General features: G+C 63.1%; 16 protein-coding genes and 1 tRNA gene. 12 read left to right on the top strand and 5 right to left on the bottom strand.

What is annotated here, in order from left to right:
* The first annotated feature begins 3 nt into the window (after positions 1–3).
* The 4 genes from GC162_04410 to GC162_04395 all read left to right on the top strand — a co-directional run bounded on the left by GC162_04410 (position 4) and on the right by GC162_04395 (position 3,783).
* A complete protein-coding gene (locus GC162_04410; GenBank protein MBI1367878.1) occupies positions 4–1,698 on the top strand; it encodes a cytochrome c oxidase subunit I in 1,695 nt (564 codons plus the stop codon).
* 300 nt (positions 1,699–1,998) lie between these two features.
* Positions 1,999–2,628 carry a hypothetical protein gene (locus tag GC162_04405; GenBank protein MBI1367877.1) on the top strand — a complete coding sequence of 210 codons (630 nt, stop codon included), beginning with the start codon at positions 1,999–2,001 and terminating at the stop codon, positions 2,626–2,628.
* Between the two features lie 13 nt (positions 2,629–2,641).
* Positions 2,642–3,166, top strand: a complete 525-nt coding sequence (locus tag GC162_04400) for a hypothetical protein (protein MBI1367876.1) — start codon at positions 2,642–2,644, stop codon at positions 3,164–3,166.
* Positions 3,166–3,783: a hypothetical protein gene (locus GC162_04395; GenBank protein MBI1367875.1), complete on the top strand. Its 618-nt coding sequence runs from the start codon at positions 3,166–3,168 to the stop codon at positions 3,781–3,783. Before GC162_04400 ends, GC162_04395 begins: the two co-directional genes overlap by 1 nt.
* Here the strand turns inward: GC162_04395 and GC162_04390 are convergent, their stop codons facing one another.
* On the bottom strand, positions 3,784–4,344 hold the full coding sequence (locus GC162_04390) for a DUF1802 family protein (GenBank protein MBI1367874.1): 561 nt from the start codon (positions 4,342–4,344) through the stop codon (positions 3,784–3,786).
* Between GC162_04390 and metG the strand changes: the two genes are divergently transcribed.
* From metG to GC162_04350, 8 genes are all read left to right on the top strand, one after another.
* Positions 4,216–4,764 (top strand): methionine--tRNA ligase subunit beta, encoded by a 549-nt coding sequence (metG, locus tag GC162_04385; protein MBI1367873.1) that lies wholly within the window; start codon positions 4,216–4,218, stop codon positions 4,762–4,764. The two genes, GC162_04390 and metG, sit on opposite strands and share 129 nt — an antisense overlap.
* A 24-nt stretch (positions 4,765–4,788) precedes the next feature.
* Positions 4,789–5,382, top strand: coding sequence for a DUF1211 domain-containing protein (locus GC162_04380; protein MBI1367872.1), 594 nt, complete (start codon positions 4,789–4,791; stop codon positions 5,380–5,382).
* A 45-nt stretch (positions 5,383–5,427) separates the two neighbouring features.
* Complete coding sequence (locus tag GC162_04375) at positions 5,428–5,826, top strand: hypothetical protein (GenBank protein MBI1367871.1); 399 nt, start codon at positions 5,428–5,430, stop codon at positions 5,824–5,826.
* Positions 5,827–5,991: 165 nt separating this feature from the next.
* Positions 5,992–6,516 (top strand): sigma-70 family RNA polymerase sigma factor, encoded by a 525-nt coding sequence (locus GC162_04370; GenBank protein MBI1367870.1) that lies wholly within the window; start codon positions 5,992–5,994, stop codon positions 6,514–6,516.
* Positions 6,513–7,886, top strand: coding sequence for a hypothetical protein (locus GC162_04365; GenBank protein MBI1367869.1), 1,374 nt, complete (start codon positions 6,513–6,515; stop codon positions 7,884–7,886). Before GC162_04370 ends, GC162_04365 begins: the two co-directional genes overlap by 4 nt.
* Position 7,887: 1 nt before the next feature.
* Positions 7,888–8,571 (top strand): PTPA-CTERM sorting domain-containing protein, encoded by a 684-nt coding sequence (locus GC162_04360; protein ID MBI1367868.1) that lies wholly within the window; start codon positions 7,888–7,890, stop codon positions 8,569–8,571.
* A 60-nt stretch (positions 8,572–8,631) separates the two neighbouring features.
* Positions 8,632–9,396 carry a prepilin-type N-terminal cleavage/methylation domain-containing protein gene (locus GC162_04355; protein MBI1367867.1) on the top strand — a complete coding sequence of 255 codons (765 nt, stop codon included), beginning with the start codon at positions 8,632–8,634 and terminating at the stop codon, positions 9,394–9,396.
* A 128-nt stretch (positions 9,397–9,524) separates the two neighbouring features.
* Entirely contained in the window at positions 9,525–11,003 is a 1,479-nt protein-coding gene (locus GC162_04350; GenBank protein ID MBI1367866.1) for a sulfatase-like hydrolase/transferase, read from the top strand.
* A gap of 101 nt (positions 11,004–11,104) precedes the next feature.
* Here the strand turns inward: GC162_04350 and GC162_04345 are convergent.
* From GC162_04345 to GC162_04330, 4 genes are all read right to left on the bottom strand, one after another.
* Positions 11,105–11,177 (bottom strand) — tRNA-Gly (locus GC162_04345).
* A gap of 85 nt (positions 11,178–11,262) precedes the next feature.
* Positions 11,263–13,677: a hypothetical protein gene (locus GC162_04340; GenBank protein ID MBI1367865.1), complete on the bottom strand. Its 2,415-nt coding sequence runs from the start codon at positions 13,675–13,677 to the stop codon at positions 11,263–11,265.
* A 408-nt stretch (positions 13,678–14,085) separates the two neighbouring features.
* Positions 14,086–15,516: a PEP-CTERM sorting domain-containing protein gene (locus GC162_04335; protein ID MBI1367864.1), complete on the bottom strand. Its 1,431-nt coding sequence runs from the start codon at positions 15,514–15,516 to the stop codon at positions 14,086–14,088.
* 418 nt (positions 15,517–15,934) lie between these two features.
* On the bottom strand, positions 15,935–16,786 hold the full coding sequence (locus tag GC162_04330; protein ID MBI1367863.1) for a helix-turn-helix domain-containing protein: 852 nt from the start codon (positions 16,784–16,786) through the stop codon (positions 15,935–15,937).
* Positions 16,787–16,805 lie beyond the last annotated feature (19 nt).

The following is a 16,805-nucleotide window of genomic DNA, read 5'->3' as shown; positions in this document are numbered from 1 at the left end:
ACTATGACCACCACACAGGCAACGCTGACCGGCCTCTACGGCATGGAAGGCGAGACGAACTACATCAATCATCAGAAGGGCCTCTGGTCCTGGCTGTCCACGCTCGATCACAAACGCATCGGCCTGATGTACCTGGCGTGCATCCTCGGCGCATTCGGGCTCGGCGGGTTCTTCGCCATCATGGTCCGCACCGAGCATCTGACCGGCGGCGAAACCATCATGGGCGCCAATACCTACAACCAGATGTTCACGCTCCACGGCGCGGTGATGGTCTTCCTGTTCATCATCCCCGGCATCCCGGCGGCGCTGGGCAACTTCTGCCTGCCGCTGATGATCGGGGCCAAGGATGTGGCGTTCCCCCGGCTCAATCTCATGAGCTGGTACCTGTGGGTCACCGGCGCGACGTTCTTCGTGCTGGCCCTGGCGCTGGGCGGGCTCGACACGGGTTGGACCTTCTACACGCCGTACTCCAGTTCGCACAGTCCGTACATGGGCGTCATCCCCGCCGTCTTCGGCGCGTTCATTCTCGGATTTTCCTCGATTCTGACGGCTGTGAATTTCCTGGCGACGATTCATACGCTTCGTGCCCCCGGCATGGGCTGGTTCCAGATGCCGCTGTTCATCTGGGCGCTCTACGCCACGGCGATCATTCAGATTCTCGCCACACCCGTGCTGGCGATCACGCTCCTGCTGCTCATCGCCGAGCGTGCCCTGCAGATCGGCATCTTTGATCCCGCCCTCGGCGGCGACCCGGTCCTGTTCCAGCACTTTTTCTGGTTCTATTCGCACCCGGCGGTGTACATCATGATCCTGCCCGCCATGGGCGTCGTCTCCGAACTCATCGGCACCGGGAGCCACAAGAGCGTCTTCGGCTACAAGTTCATCGCCTTCAGCTCCATCGCCATCGCCATCCTCGGCTTCCTCGTCTGGGGCCACCACATGTTCGTCTCCGGCCAGTCGACCCTCGCCGGCACCATCTTCTCGCTCATCACTTTCACCATCGCGATTCCCTCGGCGGTGAAAGTCTTCAACTGGCTCGCCACGATGTACAAGGGCGCGATCGAACTGACGCCCGGCATGCTTTACGGCCTGTCGTTCATCTGGGTGTTCTCGATCGGCGGGCTGACCGGCCTGCCGCTGGCGACGATGGCGACCGACGTGCATCTGCATGACACGTACTTCGTCGTCGCGCACTTCCACTACGTCATGGTCGGCGGCACCGTGTTCGCCTTCCTCGGCGGGCTGCATCACTGGTGGCCCAAAATGTTCGGCAAGATGTACAACCAGTTCTGGTCCGTCGTGGCCTGGGTGTTCATCTTCGTCGGTTTCAACCTGACGTTCTTCCCGCAGTTCATCATGGGCAGCCGCGGCATGCCCCGCCGGTACTGGCACTATCTGCCGGAGTTTCACGCGTATCACGTCGCTTCGACGATGGGCGCGTACATGCAGCTTGCCGGTTTCCTGACGCTCGCGGTCGTGCTGATTTACTCGCTCATGAAGGGCAAGAAGGCCCCGGTCAATCCGTGGGGCGCGACCACGCTCGAGTGGCAGACCAACTCGCCGCCCCCGTTCACGAACTTCGACGAGGCCAACATGCCCGTCGGCGGCGAACCGTACGACTACGAGAACGTCGAGTACCGACCCGAAACCAACGACTACATCCGTGTTCGGCCCCAGTCCAGCGCCGAACATCATTAAGGTGGCACGATGAGCCAAGCGGAACTTTCCCCAGCCCAGGCGCACGACGCCGAGCACGCCCACCACGATCACCCCAAGTGGCTGGCGCACCATTTTGATACGCCCAACCAGCAGAACACCTCGGCCAAGCTGGGCATCTGGGTCTTCCTCGGCACCGAAATCCTCATGTTCGGCGGCCTGTTCTGCGCCTACTCGCTCTGGCGCGCCAATCACTACGAGGCCTTTGAGTTCGGGCACGTGTGGCTGTCCAAGTTCTGGGGCGCGTTCAACACGCTGGTCCTCATCGCTTCGAGCTTCACGATGGCCTGGGCGGTCCGTGCCATTCAGATCGGCAAGCCCAAGTTCTGCTTCTTTTTGATGGGGCTGACGTTCATGGGCGGCGTCGGGTTCATGATCGTCAAGTCGATCGAGTACACGCAGAAGTTCGAGCACGGTCTTGGGCCGGGCGCGTGGTACGTCGCTCCGGCGGAAGCCGCCGAGCTGGCCAAGATGCGCGAAGAAGCCGCCGGACCCCAAGCGCCCGCCGCCGCACCGGCCGCGCCCCCGGCGTTCGGGACCGGACTGGCCAAACCCGCCGCGTCGCCGAGCGGCATGGTCGATCCGGCGATGCGGACCGGGGCGCACGGACATCACGGCTCCGGCGAACCGATCATGGTCAACGGTCGTGAGGACCCCTACGCCGAGATGGGCCAGACGCCCGAGGACCTGACCATCGCCCGGCCGTTCTTCTCGATCTACTTCGCCATGACCGCCCTGCACGGGCTGCACGTCCTGGTGGGCATGGGCCTGATCGCATGGGTCATGATCCGCGTCAAGAGCGGGGAGTTCAGCCCCGAGTTCAACACGCCCGTCGATCTCGTGGGCCTCTACTGGCACCTTGTCGACCTCATCTGGATCTTCCTGTTCCCGCTGCTCTATCTGATTCACTAAGCGAGACGCTTTTATGTCCCACTCCGCTCATGACGATGCCCATCACGGCCAGCACACGTCGCATGCCGTGCCGTTCTGGCTCCTCGCGGCCGTGTTCGGCGCCCTGCTCGTGCTCACCGCCCTGACCGTCGGCATCACGTATTTCGACCTGGGTTACTACAACCTGCTGGGCGCGATGATCATCGCGCTCATCAAGGGCTCGCTCGTCGTGCTGTTCTTCATGCACCTTTGGTGGGACAAGCTCTTCAACGCCCTTGCCCTCATCACCGCGCTGATCTTTGTCACGCTCTTCATCTCGATCTCCGCGCTCGATACCTTCGAGTACAGTCCGAACATCGCGGCGTTCACGCATGACAATCCGTCGCACGTGGAAGACAACATCATGCGGGCGTCCGAAGCTGAGCTCGCCAAGCATGAATCCGCCAAGCACGAGTCGGGCAAGGAAGAGCACAAGCCCGAGATGAAGTCCCAAGAGAAGCCCGCCGAGCCGCCGGCGGAAAAGCCCGCGGAGCACGCCCCCGCACCGGCCGCACCCTGATGAAACCGCCGTTCCCCGCTGACGCCGACTTTCCCCTCGGCGACTCGGGCCTGCCGCGTCGTCCTGACCCATCCTCCAACGACGCCCTCCGCCAACTCGGCACGCGCCTGTTCATCGCCTCGCTGGCCATGCTTTTCGCCGCCAGCATCGTGGGCCTGTTCGTCTTCCGGTTCGTCAGCCCGCACGAGAACGCGCTGCCGCACATTCATCTGCCCCCCGCGCTGTGGTTCTCGACGCTGATCCTCATCGCCTCGACCGTGACGATTCACCGTGCCGCCAAGGCGGGCGACGCGCCGACGCGCCGCCGCCGTTTGTTCGCCGCATGGGCGCTGGCCATCGTCTTCATCGCCGTGCAGACCCCGTGCCTGATCCAACTCGCCATCGAGCACCACGCGGCGATTCATCACGGGCTGGCGCTCTACGGCTTGGCGCTGACCATGATCGTCATCCACGCCCTGCATGTTCTGGGCGGCCTCGTCCCGCTCTCGTTCGTCTGCTGGCGCGCATGGCAAAAACACTCGGTCAATCCCAACACCGTCCGCATGATCGCATGGTACTGGCACTTCCTCGATGTCGTCTGGATCACCCTCTTCGCCACATTCCTGATCGTGATGTAATCACGCGAACGCCCCATCGACCCGCGCGACGACCGCCGCAAAATCCGCATCGCTCATGGCGGGCTTCGCCTGCGTTTCGTCCACTTCGTCGCCCGCATTGAGCGGGACCCAACTCTTGCACCCGCCGTACTTCCAGTCGTTGACCACCGACCGCGGCGTATCGAGCTTCGACACGCGCACCGCGACGAGGTACAGCGGATGATCCGGCTTGTAGTTGAAGCGCATATCGATCTGCTCGCTCGTCCAGCAGTGCAGATCGTCGAGCGCATCGAACGCCGCCCGGCTCGGCACTTCCCAGATCTTCGCCGCCTCGCCGACCGCATGAAACGGAATCGCCGCCGGTTCGTCCATGACTTTCACCCGCTCGCGGTAAGCCGGCTTGATCATCATCGGTTTCTGATGCGCCCATGACGGATAGAGCACGAACTTGGGATGCTCGAGCCGAAACACGCCCGGGCCTTCGTCTTCGTGAATCCCGCCCTTGCGCAGCAGCAGCGTGAGCTTCCCTTCGGTGAGCAGGTCACAGACGATCGACCATTCCTTGAGCGCGACATGGATCATGCCCCAAGTTTAGCGACGCCGCCCGCGGCGTGCTATCATCCGATCTTTACGAAGGAGCCCCCGATGCCCGACCTCAAGCCCGAGATTCAATACGACGAATTCGCCAAGCTGGACCTTCGCGTGGCGACGGTGCTCGCTTGCGAGCCGCATCCGAACGCCGACCGACTGCTCAAGCTTCAGATCGACTTGGGCGAACTGGGTCAGCGACAGATTTGCGCCGGCGTGCGGGCCTACTATCCGCCGGAGGAGATGGTCGGCAAGCAGATCATCATCGTGGCCAATCTCGCCCCGCGCAAGATTCGTGGCGAAGAGTCCAACGGCATGCTCATGGCCGCCAGCGCCATGAGCGGCGAGGACATTACCGATGTCGTTCTGCTGACGCCGGGCAAGCCGGTGCCGCCGGGTTCGACGGTCGGGTGATTCGGCGCGACGGAGCGATGACGCATGCACACCGGTCGTCTTGAAGCGTTCAGTGATGGCGTGATCGCGATTCTCATCACGATCATGGTGCTGGAGATGAAGGTGCCGCATGGGGAGGACCTGGCGGCGCTGAAGCCGCTGCTGCCGGTGTTCGGGGCGTATGTGATGAGCTTCGCGTACTTGGGGATTTACTGGAACAATCATCACCACATGTTTCAGGCGGCCGAGCGCGTGAGCGGGCCGGTGCTGTGGGCGAATCTGCATTTGTTGTTCTGGCTGTCGCTGATTCCCTTCGCGACGGGCTGGATGGACGAGACGCATTTCACGCCGATCGCCACAGCGCTGTACGGTTTCGTGCTGCTGATGAGCGGGCTGGCGTGGGCGATCCTGCAGCATTTTCTGATCCGCTGCGAAGCGCACAACGCCAAACTGCGCGAAGCGGTCGGGCGGGACATCAAGGGGAAGGTTTCGCTGGTGATGTACGCCGCCGCCATTGCGCTGACGGGCCTGAGCCGGTGGGCCGCGATCGGGATTTATGTTGCGGTGGCGATCATGTGGTTCATCCCCGATCCGCGCATCGAATCGCGCCTGCAACAGGGCGACGACCCCATCGAATAATTTGGCGTTTCGTGTTGACGTTTCGCTGGGGCGCAACGCTTATATATGGAGAGATCGCGCATGTCGAGGCTGACAAAAGAGCAGGTGATGAATCATATCATCATGCAGCAACCAAGGTTGCGCGCATATATCCAGTCACTTGTCATTGACTGGCATGCGACGGAGGACGTGCTTCAGCAGACGAATATGACGCTCTTAAAGAAGGTGGAAGAAGCGGGGCGGGTGGAGAATCTGACGGCCTGGGCGTACCGGGTGGCGTTCTACGAGGCGGCGAATCATCGCCAGAAGCTCGGCCGGGACCACGTGGTGTTCGACGAGGCGATGGCCCAGCGCGTGGCGGAGGTGGCGGAGCAGCGGCTTGAAAAGCTCCTTACCACGACTACGGCAGCGCCATCTGGTACACCCGCATCGGCCACGAATCCGCCGCCGCGATGCTCAAGCTGATGGGCCAATCGCCGTAACCTGTTTGCCGATTGGAAGCTCTGGATCAACTCAGTCGCCCGCGCACGCCATGGTGCGGGCGATTTTCATTTTCCGGATGTACAAAATGTCCGCCTTGGGTTGTTATATCAATGAGGATCGGGCTCGATTCGAGTTGCGGAGCGTTGCATGCCTTTATCTGACAAGGCCTTGTTCGACCATCTGGTCTTTCGCCGCGTCTCGCTGATCGGCTATCTGCTGTCGATCGTGCGCGATGAAAATCTGGCGGAGGACCTTTTTCAGATGGTCTGCCAGCGGACGCTCGAGCACCGGGACCGGATCGAAAATGAGGACCATCTGGCCAAGTGGCTGACCGTCACGGCGCGGAACCTGGCGTACAACGAGCTGAAGCGCGGGCGGGGGCGGGTCGTCGGCGTCGACGCGCAATGGCTCGATCAGCTTGATCACGCATGGGCTCAGCGGCCGGACGTGAAGGACTCGGCTCGGACCGAAGCGCTGCGCGCGTGTCTGAATCAGCTCAGCGAGCGGTCGCGCCGCATCGTGCGAATGCGCTATGTGGACAACCTCACCGGGCAGCGCCTCGCCGACGCGGTCGGTCGCAGCTCCAACACCGTCAGCGTGGCCCTGTCTCGCATCCACCGGTATCTCGCCGACTGCGTCACTCGACGCCTCGAGAGCGAGGCCGACGCATGAGCGACTTGTCACCCCAGCCCACGGCCCAGATGTACCGGACATGCATCGCTCTGCTCGACGGCGTACTCGACGCAGCGTCGCAGCGGCAGGCGATGGAGATGATGCGAACCGACGCGCGGATGAGCCGTGCGTATGTGGAGTTGTGCTGGCAGCGGGCGGCGCTGATCGAATCAGCCAGCGGCGCGCGGGCGGTGCTTGCGGCGCCGACGGTTGCTTTGGATCGTCCGCGATTCCCGGTCGGCCGGCTGCTTGGACTGGCGGCGATGATCGCGCTTGCGGTCGGTCTGATGTATGTGTTCCTTCCCCCAAGCCCGCGATCCGAAGTTCGAGTGCCGACCGCCGCGAAAATCGCGATGCTCTCGGACAAGTCGGACGATGCGGTGTTCGATCAGGCGGCCGGCGCGCCGCAGTTGGGCGATGCGCTTTCCGCCGGGCCGGTGAAGCTGCTCGCCGGCAAGGTCCAGCTTCGATTCGAGTCGTCCGCCGTCGTCGATCTGACCGGGCCGTGCTCGTTCGAAATGACCGGTAAAAACAGAGCAATGCTGACGGCGGGGCGGCTCGTCGCGCTGGTTCGTCCTGAAGCGCACGGGTTCACGGTCGACCTGCCCGGCGGCGGGCGCGTCATTGATCTGGGCACACGCTTCGAGCTCGATTGCGATGTGTATGGGGCGGCGATACTCAAAGTGCGGGAAGGCATTGTTCGAGCCGAAGCGAATCACGGCAGTCAGATGCTCGTCGCGGGGCAGCAGGCGTACATTCGCGGTGACCTGCTCGTGATCCACAATGCGGACCAGCCGGCTTCGCCGATCACATGGCGCGGCCCGATCGACACAGTCGGCATCGAGTCGATCGATCGCGCCGGCGTGCTCGTCGGCGCTTTCAACGCGGGCGGCGCGGCGGGGCAGACCATTGCTGTGCCAATCGGTGATGTGACGATGGACTTCGTCGGCACGGGCAGCGCGCCGTTCGGGAAGGCGGCGATGGGCATGATCGGCGCCTCGACTCATACGCCGCTGCAATCGGTGCTCGACACGGTTTCCTTCGGCGATGCGAGTCTTCGACCGCTGATGCTCGAAGGGCTCACACCCGGACGTCGATATCAGGTGCAGGTTTTCTTCGCCGACGCACGCGCGGGCGGATTGGATCAGATTGCGATGGCGTTCATCGCTGTCGGCCGAGATCCGATGGTGCTCCATGCCGCCGGCGCCGCCCGCATGGGGCAAACCGCCTTGGGCGAATTCACCGCCGACTGGATGACTCAGAAAATCGACATCATGCCGCGGGGTCGCGCCAATGCGCATATCAATGCGTGGATCGTGCGCGACGTGACAGACATTTCCACTTCTCGAACACTTCAAAAAGGAGACTGACATGCAATCGGGCCAGTCTTTGACCGCTACCGTGACCGCTGTCCTCTGCCTCGCCATCGCGTCGATGTTCACCACGCCGGTCGATGCGGCCGTCATCACATGGGGCGCGGTCGATGGCACCGACGCCATCTCGGACATCAGCACCTCCGGCATTCTCGTGACCGCGGTCAACGCCGGCGGGGCGAGCAATCAGACGGTCAACGGCGTGACGTTTGTAACGTCGAATACGGCGCCGCTGGGGATGGCCGCCTCGGGCATGCTCATCGGCACCGTCGCCGGATTCTCGGCCGGCGACCCGATCTTTAACATGCTCAACTCCGTCAGCTTCGGCGGCGGCACGGGCACGACTTCGATCAACCTGGCGGTGACCAATGGGCTGATGTATCAGATTCAGCTTTTCTACGCGGACCGACGGAACGGGAACGAGAGTCGTGTGATGCGGTACGGTGACGGCAATGGCAACAACGTCGACGTGCTGGGCGGCACCAATGCCGGCAACGTCATGGGTCGCAACGTCCTCGGCACCTTCACCGCGATCGGCTCGACGCAGACGATCACGATGGCGCCGCAGGGCTTCGGCAATTCGCATATCAATGCCTATCAGCTCCGCCTAATCCCGACGCCGACGGCGCTGCTGGCGGGGTTGACGCTCATGGGCCTGTTGGCGATGCGGAAGCGCGATTGAGCCACCGAAAGCTCAGGGATGGCCATCCCTGAGCTTTCCTTACCAGCGAAATACACCTTCATGCGCAGGCGTGCATTCAGCTTGATCGAACTGCTCGTCGTCACGAGCATCATCGCGATGCTTGTCGCGATGCTCTTGCCGGCGCTGCGGGAGGCGCGCACCTCGGCGAAGTCCGTCGTGTGCCTGTCCAATCTCCGGCAGATCGCGCTGGGGCACATCGCCTATTCCGCGGACTACTTCGGCGTGCATCCGCCTTCGTCCACCAACGCCAGCGATCCGCACTGGCTCGAACTCATCAATCAATACGTCAGCACCGATCAAATCCGCTACTGCCCGGAAACCGCCGGCTACACGCTCCCCAATCCCTCCGGCAGCGGATTCGCACAAGTCTGGGGCTCGCGCACGCGCCGATGGTGGCTTAACGTCAATACCTACGGCGTCGGGTTTGACGGCGGCGGCAGCTACGGCGTCAACATCCATACCCACTCCACCACCGGCTGGGGCAACGACATCGATCGTCACTTCCGCACGGAAGGCATGTCCACCGAGCCGACCAACATCCCGCTGCTGGGCGACTGCATCTGGCACAATTCCTATCCGTTGAGCACCAATGCGCCGCCCACCACCGAGCCCGCCGCCACGGCGACGCAGCCCGTGCCGCTCGGCGTCTCGCTCATGGGCCGCTATGTCATCCGTCGCCACTACGGCGCGATCAACATGTCCTTCCTCGACGGCTCGGCCCGCCATGTCAACCTTGAAGATCTGTGGGACCTGACCTGGCATCGCGGTTACGTCCACCGCACGCAAATGCCGATTCCATATTGACCCGCCGGGCCGCTCGATCGGGTACTCTGTTGCGAATCGGCCGCCTCACCCGCCCGTGCCGCCGTCGCGGATGCAATGACGGTGAATGAGCGGCCGTTGTGCGTGTAATGTAATCTGAGAGGGTCGCGATGCAACGGATCGGATGGCTTTGTGTATTGTGTGTGCTGCTTGTCGCCTCGGTCCAGGCGCGTCAGCCGAACATCATCTTTTTCCTCGCCGACGATCTGGGCTACTCGGAGCTGGGCTGCTTCGGGCAGACGAAGATCAAGACGCCCAACATCGACAAGCTCGCGGCGGAGGGGATGAAGTTCACGAATCACTACGCCGGCAACGGCGTGTGCGCCCCGTCGCGCTGCGTGCTGATGACGGGGCAGCATCCGGGGCATACCTGGGTGCGCGACAACAAGGAGGTGCAGCCGGAGGGACAGACGCCCATTCCCGCCGACACCGTCACCATCGCCGAACTGCTCAAAGCCGCCGGCTACGGCACCGGCGCGTTCGGCAAGTGGGGCCTCGGTCCGGTCAAATCCGAAGGCGACGCCGTCGCGCAGGGTTTCGATCATTTCTACGGCTTCAACTGTCAGCGTCATGCTCACAACTACTACCCGAATTACCTCTACAGCGATGACGCCCGCGTCCCGCTCGACAACCCCGATCTGTTGCACGGCGCCCACTGGCTCAGCGGTCAGCTCGCCAAAGGCGCGGACGCGAATGATCCAAAGCTCTACGCGCAGTACATCGGCAAGCAGTACGCCCCGGACTTGATCGACGAAGAGGCGATAAAGTTCATCCGCGATCACAAGGATCAGCCGTTCTTCTGCTACATCCCCACCAGCGTGCCGCATCTGGCGCTGCAGGTGCCCGACGATTCGCTCAAGGAATATGAAGGCAAGTGGCCCGACCCGCCGTATGTCGGCAACAAGGGGTATCTGCCCAATCGCACGCCGCGCGCAGCGTATGCGGCGATGATCACGCGCATGGATCGTGATTTCGGGCGCATCATGGACCTGCTCAAGGAACTGAACCTCGACGATGACACCATCGTCATCTTCACCTCCGACAATGGGCCGACGTACAACCGCCTCGGCGGGTCCGACAGCGAATTCTTCGAATCCGCCGACGGATTCAAGGGCCTCAAGGGCTCGCTCTACGAAGGCGGCATCCGCGTGCCGATGATCGCACGCTGGCCCGGTCACATCCCCGCGGGCAAGGTCAGCGATCGCATCAGCGGTTTCGAGGATTGGCTGCCGACGTTCATGGAACTCGCCGGCGCCGCCGACAAAGTCCCCGGCAACGTCGATGGCATCAGTCTCATCCCCACACTGCTCGGCCAGCCCCAGCCCGACCGCCCATTCCTCTACCGCGAGTTCGCCGGCTACGGCGGTCAGCAGTTCGTGCGCATCGGCGAATGGAAGGCGATCCGTCAGGGCCTCGCCAAAGGCAAGATCGTCACCGAGCTCTACGACCTCGACAAAGACCCCGGCGAGTCGCACAACGTCGCCGCGGAACATCCCGACATCGTCAAAAAGTGCGAAGCCATCATGATCCAGCAGCACGTGCCGAGCCAGCTTTTCCCGATCAAAGCGCTGGACAAGCCCGTCGAGTAACGACGCTTAACCCACCGCCCCGTTGAACGCAACGGGGCTTTTTTATGCGCTATTGCAGATGCGACAATGAAGGACCACGCGCCAAAACCGCGTGAATCCAAAGCGGGCGACCGGGATCGAACCGGCAACATTCAGCTTGGAAGGCTGACACTCTACCAATTGAGTTACGCCCGCAGAGTGTGGGGGCATTGTAGCGGGTCGGGGCGTCAAATCACAATCGGTCGGGTCCGGTGGGCGGGCATGTTGCGAATCGGGTTGATCAGCGGCGGCGACGCGCGGCCAGCAGGGACAGGAGCGTCAGACCGGCGGGCAGCGCCATCGGTGACGGGACGAGCACGGCGAATTGGCTGTTGTGGTCGAGCACGGCCCAGACGACGTGATTGGTCGTGTCGACGCCCCAGCTTCCGAGCACCAGCGTGCTGCCGCCGGCGCCGGCCCAGCTTCCCTGTACGTTCGTCAGACCGACGTTCGCACCATGGTTGCCGAGGATGGCGTTCTTCCATGTGTTCGTGTTCGTGTCGAGCCAGGCGAGACGGATTTGCTGGGCGGCGGCGAGCACGGCTTCGTTGGCGATGGGGGCGTAGTTCATCTGGAGCACGAACTTCGTCGTGTCGATGCCCGTCAGGTTGATCACATCGGACGCGAGATTGCCGCGGTTGATTTCGCCCACGGTGCTCGCCACGGTGCGCCACTGCATGCCCAGCGATTTGACGGCGAGCGTCGTATTCGAGCCGCCGAGCAGGTCGGCCTTGGTCAGCGCGCTGCTGGTGATGGCGGATCCATAGCCGGTGTACGAGGCGGCGGCGGCGACGGCGCGGGAAAGTTTCGTGTCGGTCCCGCTGGCGAAATCGCCGTTGCCATCGGCGTCGATGAACACTTTGCTCGACCCATTGTTGGCGAGCGAGCCGGTGATGTTGAGCAGGCCGAGCTTGACGGTGGTGTTGCCGGTGTAGGTGTTGGTGTTTGAGAGGATGAGCGTGCCGGCGCCGGACTTGGCGAAGCCGCCGGATCCGGAGCCGACGATGGCGGCGCCGCTGAAGGTCAGCGTGGTGCCGGCGTTGGCGATATCGATGGTGGCGCCGCCCGTATTGACCGTGAAGCCGCGGTTGGTGGCGTCGGTGGCGCCGGTGTACTGGAGCGTGCCGCCATTGAAGGTAATGGTCGCGCCGGAGTTGTTGGCGTTGCCGAGGGAACTGGCGGTGCCGTTGTTCTTGATCGTTGTGACGGAGAGGACGCCGCCGTTGATGTTGGTGTTGCCGGAGTAGGTGCTGCCGGTGCCGGAGAGCGTCTGGGTTCCGGAGCCGATTTTCGTGACGTTGCCGGATTCGTTGATGGCGCCGCTGAAGACGCCCGAGCCGTTGTCATTGCCGAGGGTGAGCGTGGTGGCGCTGCTGCTGGTGAGGACGGTGCCGGAGCCGGTGAGGGCGTCGATGGTCTGGCTGTTGGTGTTGAGGTCGAATGTTCCGCCGGTGACGTTGACGTCGACGGTGGTGAGGAAACGGTTCGCGGCGCCGGAGAGACGGAGTGTTCCGCCGGTGACGTTGATCGGGCCGGTGAAGTTGTTGGCTCCGCTCATGGTCAGAGCGCCGGAGCCGGTCTTGTTGAACCCCCCGGAGCCGGAGATGACGCCGCTGTAGGTCGAACCGCCGACGACGGAGAGCGTGCCGGTTCCCATGCTGATGTTGCCGGAGCCGGCGAGCGATGCCACGGTGAGATTGTTGCTGTTGGCGTCGAGAAAACCGGGGGAATTCACGGTCAAATCAGTCGACGACGAGAGCGACACGCCGCTGTTGAGGAAGAGCGTTCCGCCATTGACGGTGGTCTTGCCGGTGTAGGTTTGGGAAGTGGCGAGGGTGAAGGTGCCGTTGCCTGCTTTGACCAGGTCGCCGCCGCCGCTGATGACGCCGCTCCATGTGTTGGAGCTGTTGGCGGAGCCGACGGTCAGGGCGCCGCTGGTGGTGGAGATGGAGCCGGACCCGGAGAGCTGGTCGAGCGAGACGTCGCGGCTGTTCATGTCGAGTGTGCCGGCGGCGCCGATGGACATGCTGTTGCCGGAGGCGATGGCGTTGGCGGCGGTGATCTTGATGGTGCCGCCGGTGATGGTGGTCAGGCCGGTGTAGGTGCTTGCGGCGCTGAAGTCGACGAGACTGGTGCCGGTTTTGGTGATTCCGAAATTGCCGCTGATGCCGCTGTTGAAGGTAAAGGTGGCGGTGCCGTTGCCTTTGATGGCGAGATTGGCGGTGAGTGCGGCGGGGATGTTGAAGTTGAAGGTTCCGCCGTTGGCATCGAGCGCGATGTAGGGGCTGCCGGAGGGGGAGCCGGCGTCGAAGCTGAGGGTGCGGCTGTTGGCGCGGGAGACGGTGTAGGTCGAGGTGCCCGTGCCGGTGTTGGTGAATTCGAGTCCGACGAGGTGGAAGACGTCGGTGGTGCCGGCGCCGACCGTATTCTGTGCGGTGTAGTTTGACGCGGCTCGGGTGAACTGGAGGATGGTATCGGTGCCGGTGAGACCAGGCGCGGTGTTGCCGACCCAGTTGGTGCCGGTGGCCCAGTTACTTGACCCGGTGACGTTCCATGTAAAAGTCGCAGCGCGCGCCGATGCCGCCCACGCAACCGACAACCCCAGCATCATCGCGCCATGGCGCATCACACGTTTCTTTGGCGTGCCCTTCATCATGTTCTGACTCCCATTCCGCGAGCGGCATTGCGTCCGCTCGCATCGTTCGTTCTTTCCGCGCTCCGCTCGTCCGACCGATCGCCTCACGGGCACTGCCCATGCGGCAGGCGCACCGCAAGCGGCGATGCGCTCAACCAATCACAACGATGTCAGGATGCCCGGAAGTACCGGAACGGTCTCATGCATGCCTCCGGCGGCGCGGACGCCGCCTTGAGCACAACCTTTTTCCCCTCGAAGCGCCGGCAACTACAAGGTTACCGTCGTTCTGCGCGTTCGAGTACGGGGATACTGTACCGACCGCAGTGAACCATCGTCAAGGAAAATCTGTCACCGGTGACGGCGCATGAAAAAGAGCGCCGATGGGAATCGGACGCTCCTTGCGACGAGAAGTATCTGTGTTTACAGCGGTTAGGCGACACCACGCGAGTTGCGGGGGCGGCGTGTCAGGGCCAGACCGGCGAGGCCGACGATCAGACTGATCGTCGACGGCTCGGGGACGATGACCGGGCCCTGGTCGGGGCCGAGGATGCCCTGCCCGTTGAGCTTGGAGTTGGCGAGCATCTCAAAGTCATCGTTGGCGTACATCGCGCCGATGGTGCGGGTCCATTCGCCCAGGTGAATGTCATCGACCGCTTTGACGATGCCCAGCCAGTTAGCGCCGACGTCCTGATTGTTGGCGTTGCGCGTATGGTTGGCATGGAGCGTGAAGTCCCGGCCGACTTCGAAGATGACCTTCTGAGCCAGCGAGATCATGCTCATGTTCAGACCGCCCGGGTCGTAGTTGGGCACGGAGCCGTCGTCGAGCATCTTGACTTCCTGCTCGGGGCCGGAGCCGACCTTGACCACGATCGTCAGATCATTGACCGACGCGGTGCCCAGCACGACGTCCTGCCCGATGAGCACATGGATCGGATCCATCGCGGCGTTGAATTCCAGGTGAATCTCGCTGCTGGAGTTCATCGTCAGACTGTGCAGATTGTACGTTCCGGAGTGCAGGGTCAGCGTGTTGTTGTTGCCCAGATCGATGTCCTTGTAATCGCCGACGGCCAGGTCGGTGGACATGTTGGCGGTCTTGACGATGCTGGTCACGCCGGGCGTGGCGGCGGTGACGCTCATGAGCGGGACGGCGGCGAAGGCCTGCGGCTCAGCGACGAATGACGGGGCGGTTTGCACAGCGGTGCCGAGGATTTGAGCCGTCGGACTGCCGGTGGGGCGGAGCGTCAGGGTCGTGCCATAACGGACATTGCCGGCGACGGTGGTGCCGGCGCCGAGGTCGACTTTCTTTTCGGCGTCGACGTTGCCGAGGTTCTGGATCAGGCCGTTCTGCCCGGTGGTGAAATCGCCTTTGGTGAAGACGGAACCGTTGACGGTGACGCCGGAGTTGAAATTGACGTCGCCGTGGGCATGGATGTCGCCGTTGAAGGTGGCGTTGGTGCCGCCCTGCACATCGCCGTCGGCGGGGTCGACGCCGAGTCCGCCGCGGGCGTTGACGACGCCGTTGATGGTCGCGCCGCTGACGGTGGTGACGTTGCCGTTGACGGTGATGTTTCCGTTGACGAGGGCGTTGGTGCCGACGTGCACGCTCGCCAGTCCGCGCAGTCCCAGCGTCATCGAGCCCGAGAGCAGATCAATGCTCTCGTAGTTGGGCCCCGGGTTCGTCGCCAGCGATGAATCGAGATTCGATCCGACGAGTCCGCCGAGCACCATGGCGTCCGTGCCGATGTGGACATGACCGTCGGTGAGAATGACGAAGTCGCTGATGACTTCGGCCCGGCCGATCGTGACGCATAGAAGGGAGAGAATGAACCCCGAAACCAGCCCGCGCATGTGACGGACCATAGAAACCAACCTTCGGCCCCAGCCGATTAGGAGGCCTCCGAAGCGGTTGCTCGGAGATGCCTCAAGTGCCAACCCACCGACCGACGACGGGACCACGCTGGCCCCGATTCATCAGCGGTGATGTGTGGGATGCACGCACCTTCTCGCTGCACGAACCGCGCGGAGAAGGGGCCGACACGCAGGTCAATCAACAAAGGCCGTGCCAATTCTTCGAGTCGCTTGGGAGGACGGAAATCAAGTTGAAAACAGCGATTTCCCGGCCATCAGGACGTTGCAAAGGCATCGGATCGTACCGTTGCGGCTCAGCCGACTTGGTACCGTCGCGCGGTGCGGACAGGCCCGAAACGGCACATGCGACGACCATGCCATCACGCCGGCGATCGGGCGCGGGAGGGCGGAGTGGGTGTCCGGACGGGCGTCAGGAATGCATCGCCCGGCGGGAGGCGAGGCGTTTGCAGTATTCGCGGGGGCTTAAGTTGTGGCGACGCTTGAAGGCGACGGAGAAGTTGAACGGGTTGGGATAGCCCACCGCTACGCCGACGCGTGCGATCGACCAGTCGGTGGTGCGGAGCAGGTCGGCCGCCTTGCGCATGCGCAGGTCCGTCACGTGACGCATCGGCGAACTGCCCAGCTCGCGCTGACAGACGAGGCGCAGCTTCTCGGCGCTCATCGCCGCCTCTTCGCACAAATCATCCAGCGTCCATGCCCGTGTCAAATCCGCCGACACCGCCATCCAAAGCTCCGCGAGCTGCGACGTCGGCTCGGTGGGGTGAATCATCTCGTGTGCGTGAAAGGCGATCAATTCGGCGAGGCATCGAATCACCGTGGAGCGACCGGCGGAAACGCATTCGCGCTGTAGCTGGCGGTACGTCCAGAGCAGATCGTCGATGACGCAGTCGGGCTGAAGGTAGGAATGGCGCTTGCCGCGCGGCACGCCGCCGTCGGAGCCGTTGATGAAGCGCACGAACAGATGCTGCTGCGATTCGTTGGTGTTGCCTTCGTATCGCCAGCCCCACTCGCTGCCGAGCGGATTGACGTAGGCGGTGCCATCGGGCAGTTCGACCCAGCGTTTGTCGATGAGAACGAGCGGGCGACCGACGGCGGCGATGTGCAGATGGCTGTGCTTGCGATCCTCATCGAACGAGGTGCGCGTGCGCGGCCCGCGGACCTGGGTGATGCCCACCCATTGAATTCCCACGGCCGCCAACTCGGGGTAATTTTCTGCCATCACGCGGGATTCGCTCAGATGCAGCAGGGGATTGGGCTTCATGGCTGTGGTATTTCGCAAA

It is taken from the genome of Planctomycetota bacterium, from assembly GCA_016125255.1.
Taxonomy (GTDB): domain Bacteria; phylum Planctomycetota; class Phycisphaerae; order Phycisphaerales; family Zrk34; genus RI-421.
The sequence above is the reverse complement of the archived record's forward strand: the minus strand, read 5'-3'. Positions and strand labels throughout refer to the sequence as shown.

What these genes read in the sequence shown, in the direction of transcription:
- GC162_04355 (MBI1367867.1), top strand. Translation starts at nt 8,632, where the DNA reads ATGCGCAGGCGTGCATTCAGCTTGATCGAACTGCTCGTCGTCACGAGC.
- GC162_04410 (MBI1367878.1), top strand. Translation starts at nt 4, where the DNA reads ATGACCACCACACAGGCAACGCTGACCGGCCTCTACGGCATGGAAGGC.
- GC162_04375 (MBI1367871.1), top strand. Translation starts at nt 5,428, where the DNA reads ATGGAGAGATCGCGCATGTCGAGGCTGACAAAAGAGCAGGTGATGAAT.
- GC162_04335 (MBI1367864.1), bottom strand. Translation starts at nt 15,516, where the DNA reads ATGGTCCGTCACATGCGCGGGCTGGTTTCGGGGTTCATTCTCTCCCTT.
- metG (MBI1367873.1), top strand. Translation starts at nt 4,216, where the DNA reads ATGCTCGAGCCGAAACACGCCCGGGCCTTCGTCTTCGTGAATCCCGCC.
- GC162_04395 (MBI1367875.1), top strand. Translation starts at nt 3,166, where the DNA reads ATGAAACCGCCGTTCCCCGCTGACGCCGACTTTCCCCTCGGCGACTCG.
- GC162_04360 (MBI1367868.1), top strand. Translation starts at nt 7,888, where the DNA reads ATGCAATCGGGCCAGTCTTTGACCGCTACCGTGACCGCTGTCCTCTGC.
- GC162_04380 (MBI1367872.1), top strand. Translation starts at nt 4,789, where the DNA reads ATGCACACCGGTCGTCTTGAAGCGTTCAGTGATGGCGTGATCGCGATT.
- GC162_04340 (MBI1367865.1), bottom strand. Translation starts at nt 13,677, where the DNA reads ATGATGAAGGGCACGCCAAAGAAACGTGTGATGCGCCATGGCGCGATG.
- GC162_04390 (MBI1367874.1), bottom strand. Translation starts at nt 4,344, where the DNA reads ATGATCCATGTCGCGCTCAAGGAATGGTCGATCGTCTGTGACCTGCTC.
- GC162_04330 (MBI1367863.1), bottom strand. Translation starts at nt 16,786, where the DNA reads ATGAAGCCCAATCCCCTGCTGCATCTGAGCGAATCCCGCGTGATGGCA.
- GC162_04405 (MBI1367877.1), top strand. Translation starts at nt 1,999, where the DNA reads ATGGCCTGGGCGGTCCGTGCCATTCAGATCGGCAAGCCCAAGTTCTGC.
- GC162_04370 (MBI1367870.1), top strand. Translation starts at nt 5,992, where the DNA reads ATGCCTTTATCTGACAAGGCCTTGTTCGACCATCTGGTCTTTCGCCGC.
- GC162_04365 (MBI1367869.1), top strand. Translation starts at nt 6,513, where the DNA reads ATGAGCGACTTGTCACCCCAGCCCACGGCCCAGATGTACCGGACATGC.
- GC162_04350 (MBI1367866.1), top strand. Translation starts at nt 9,525, where the DNA reads ATGCAACGGATCGGATGGCTTTGTGTATTGTGTGTGCTGCTTGTCGCC.
- GC162_04400 (MBI1367876.1), top strand. Translation starts at nt 2,642, where the DNA reads ATGTCCCACTCCGCTCATGACGATGCCCATCACGGCCAGCACACGTCG.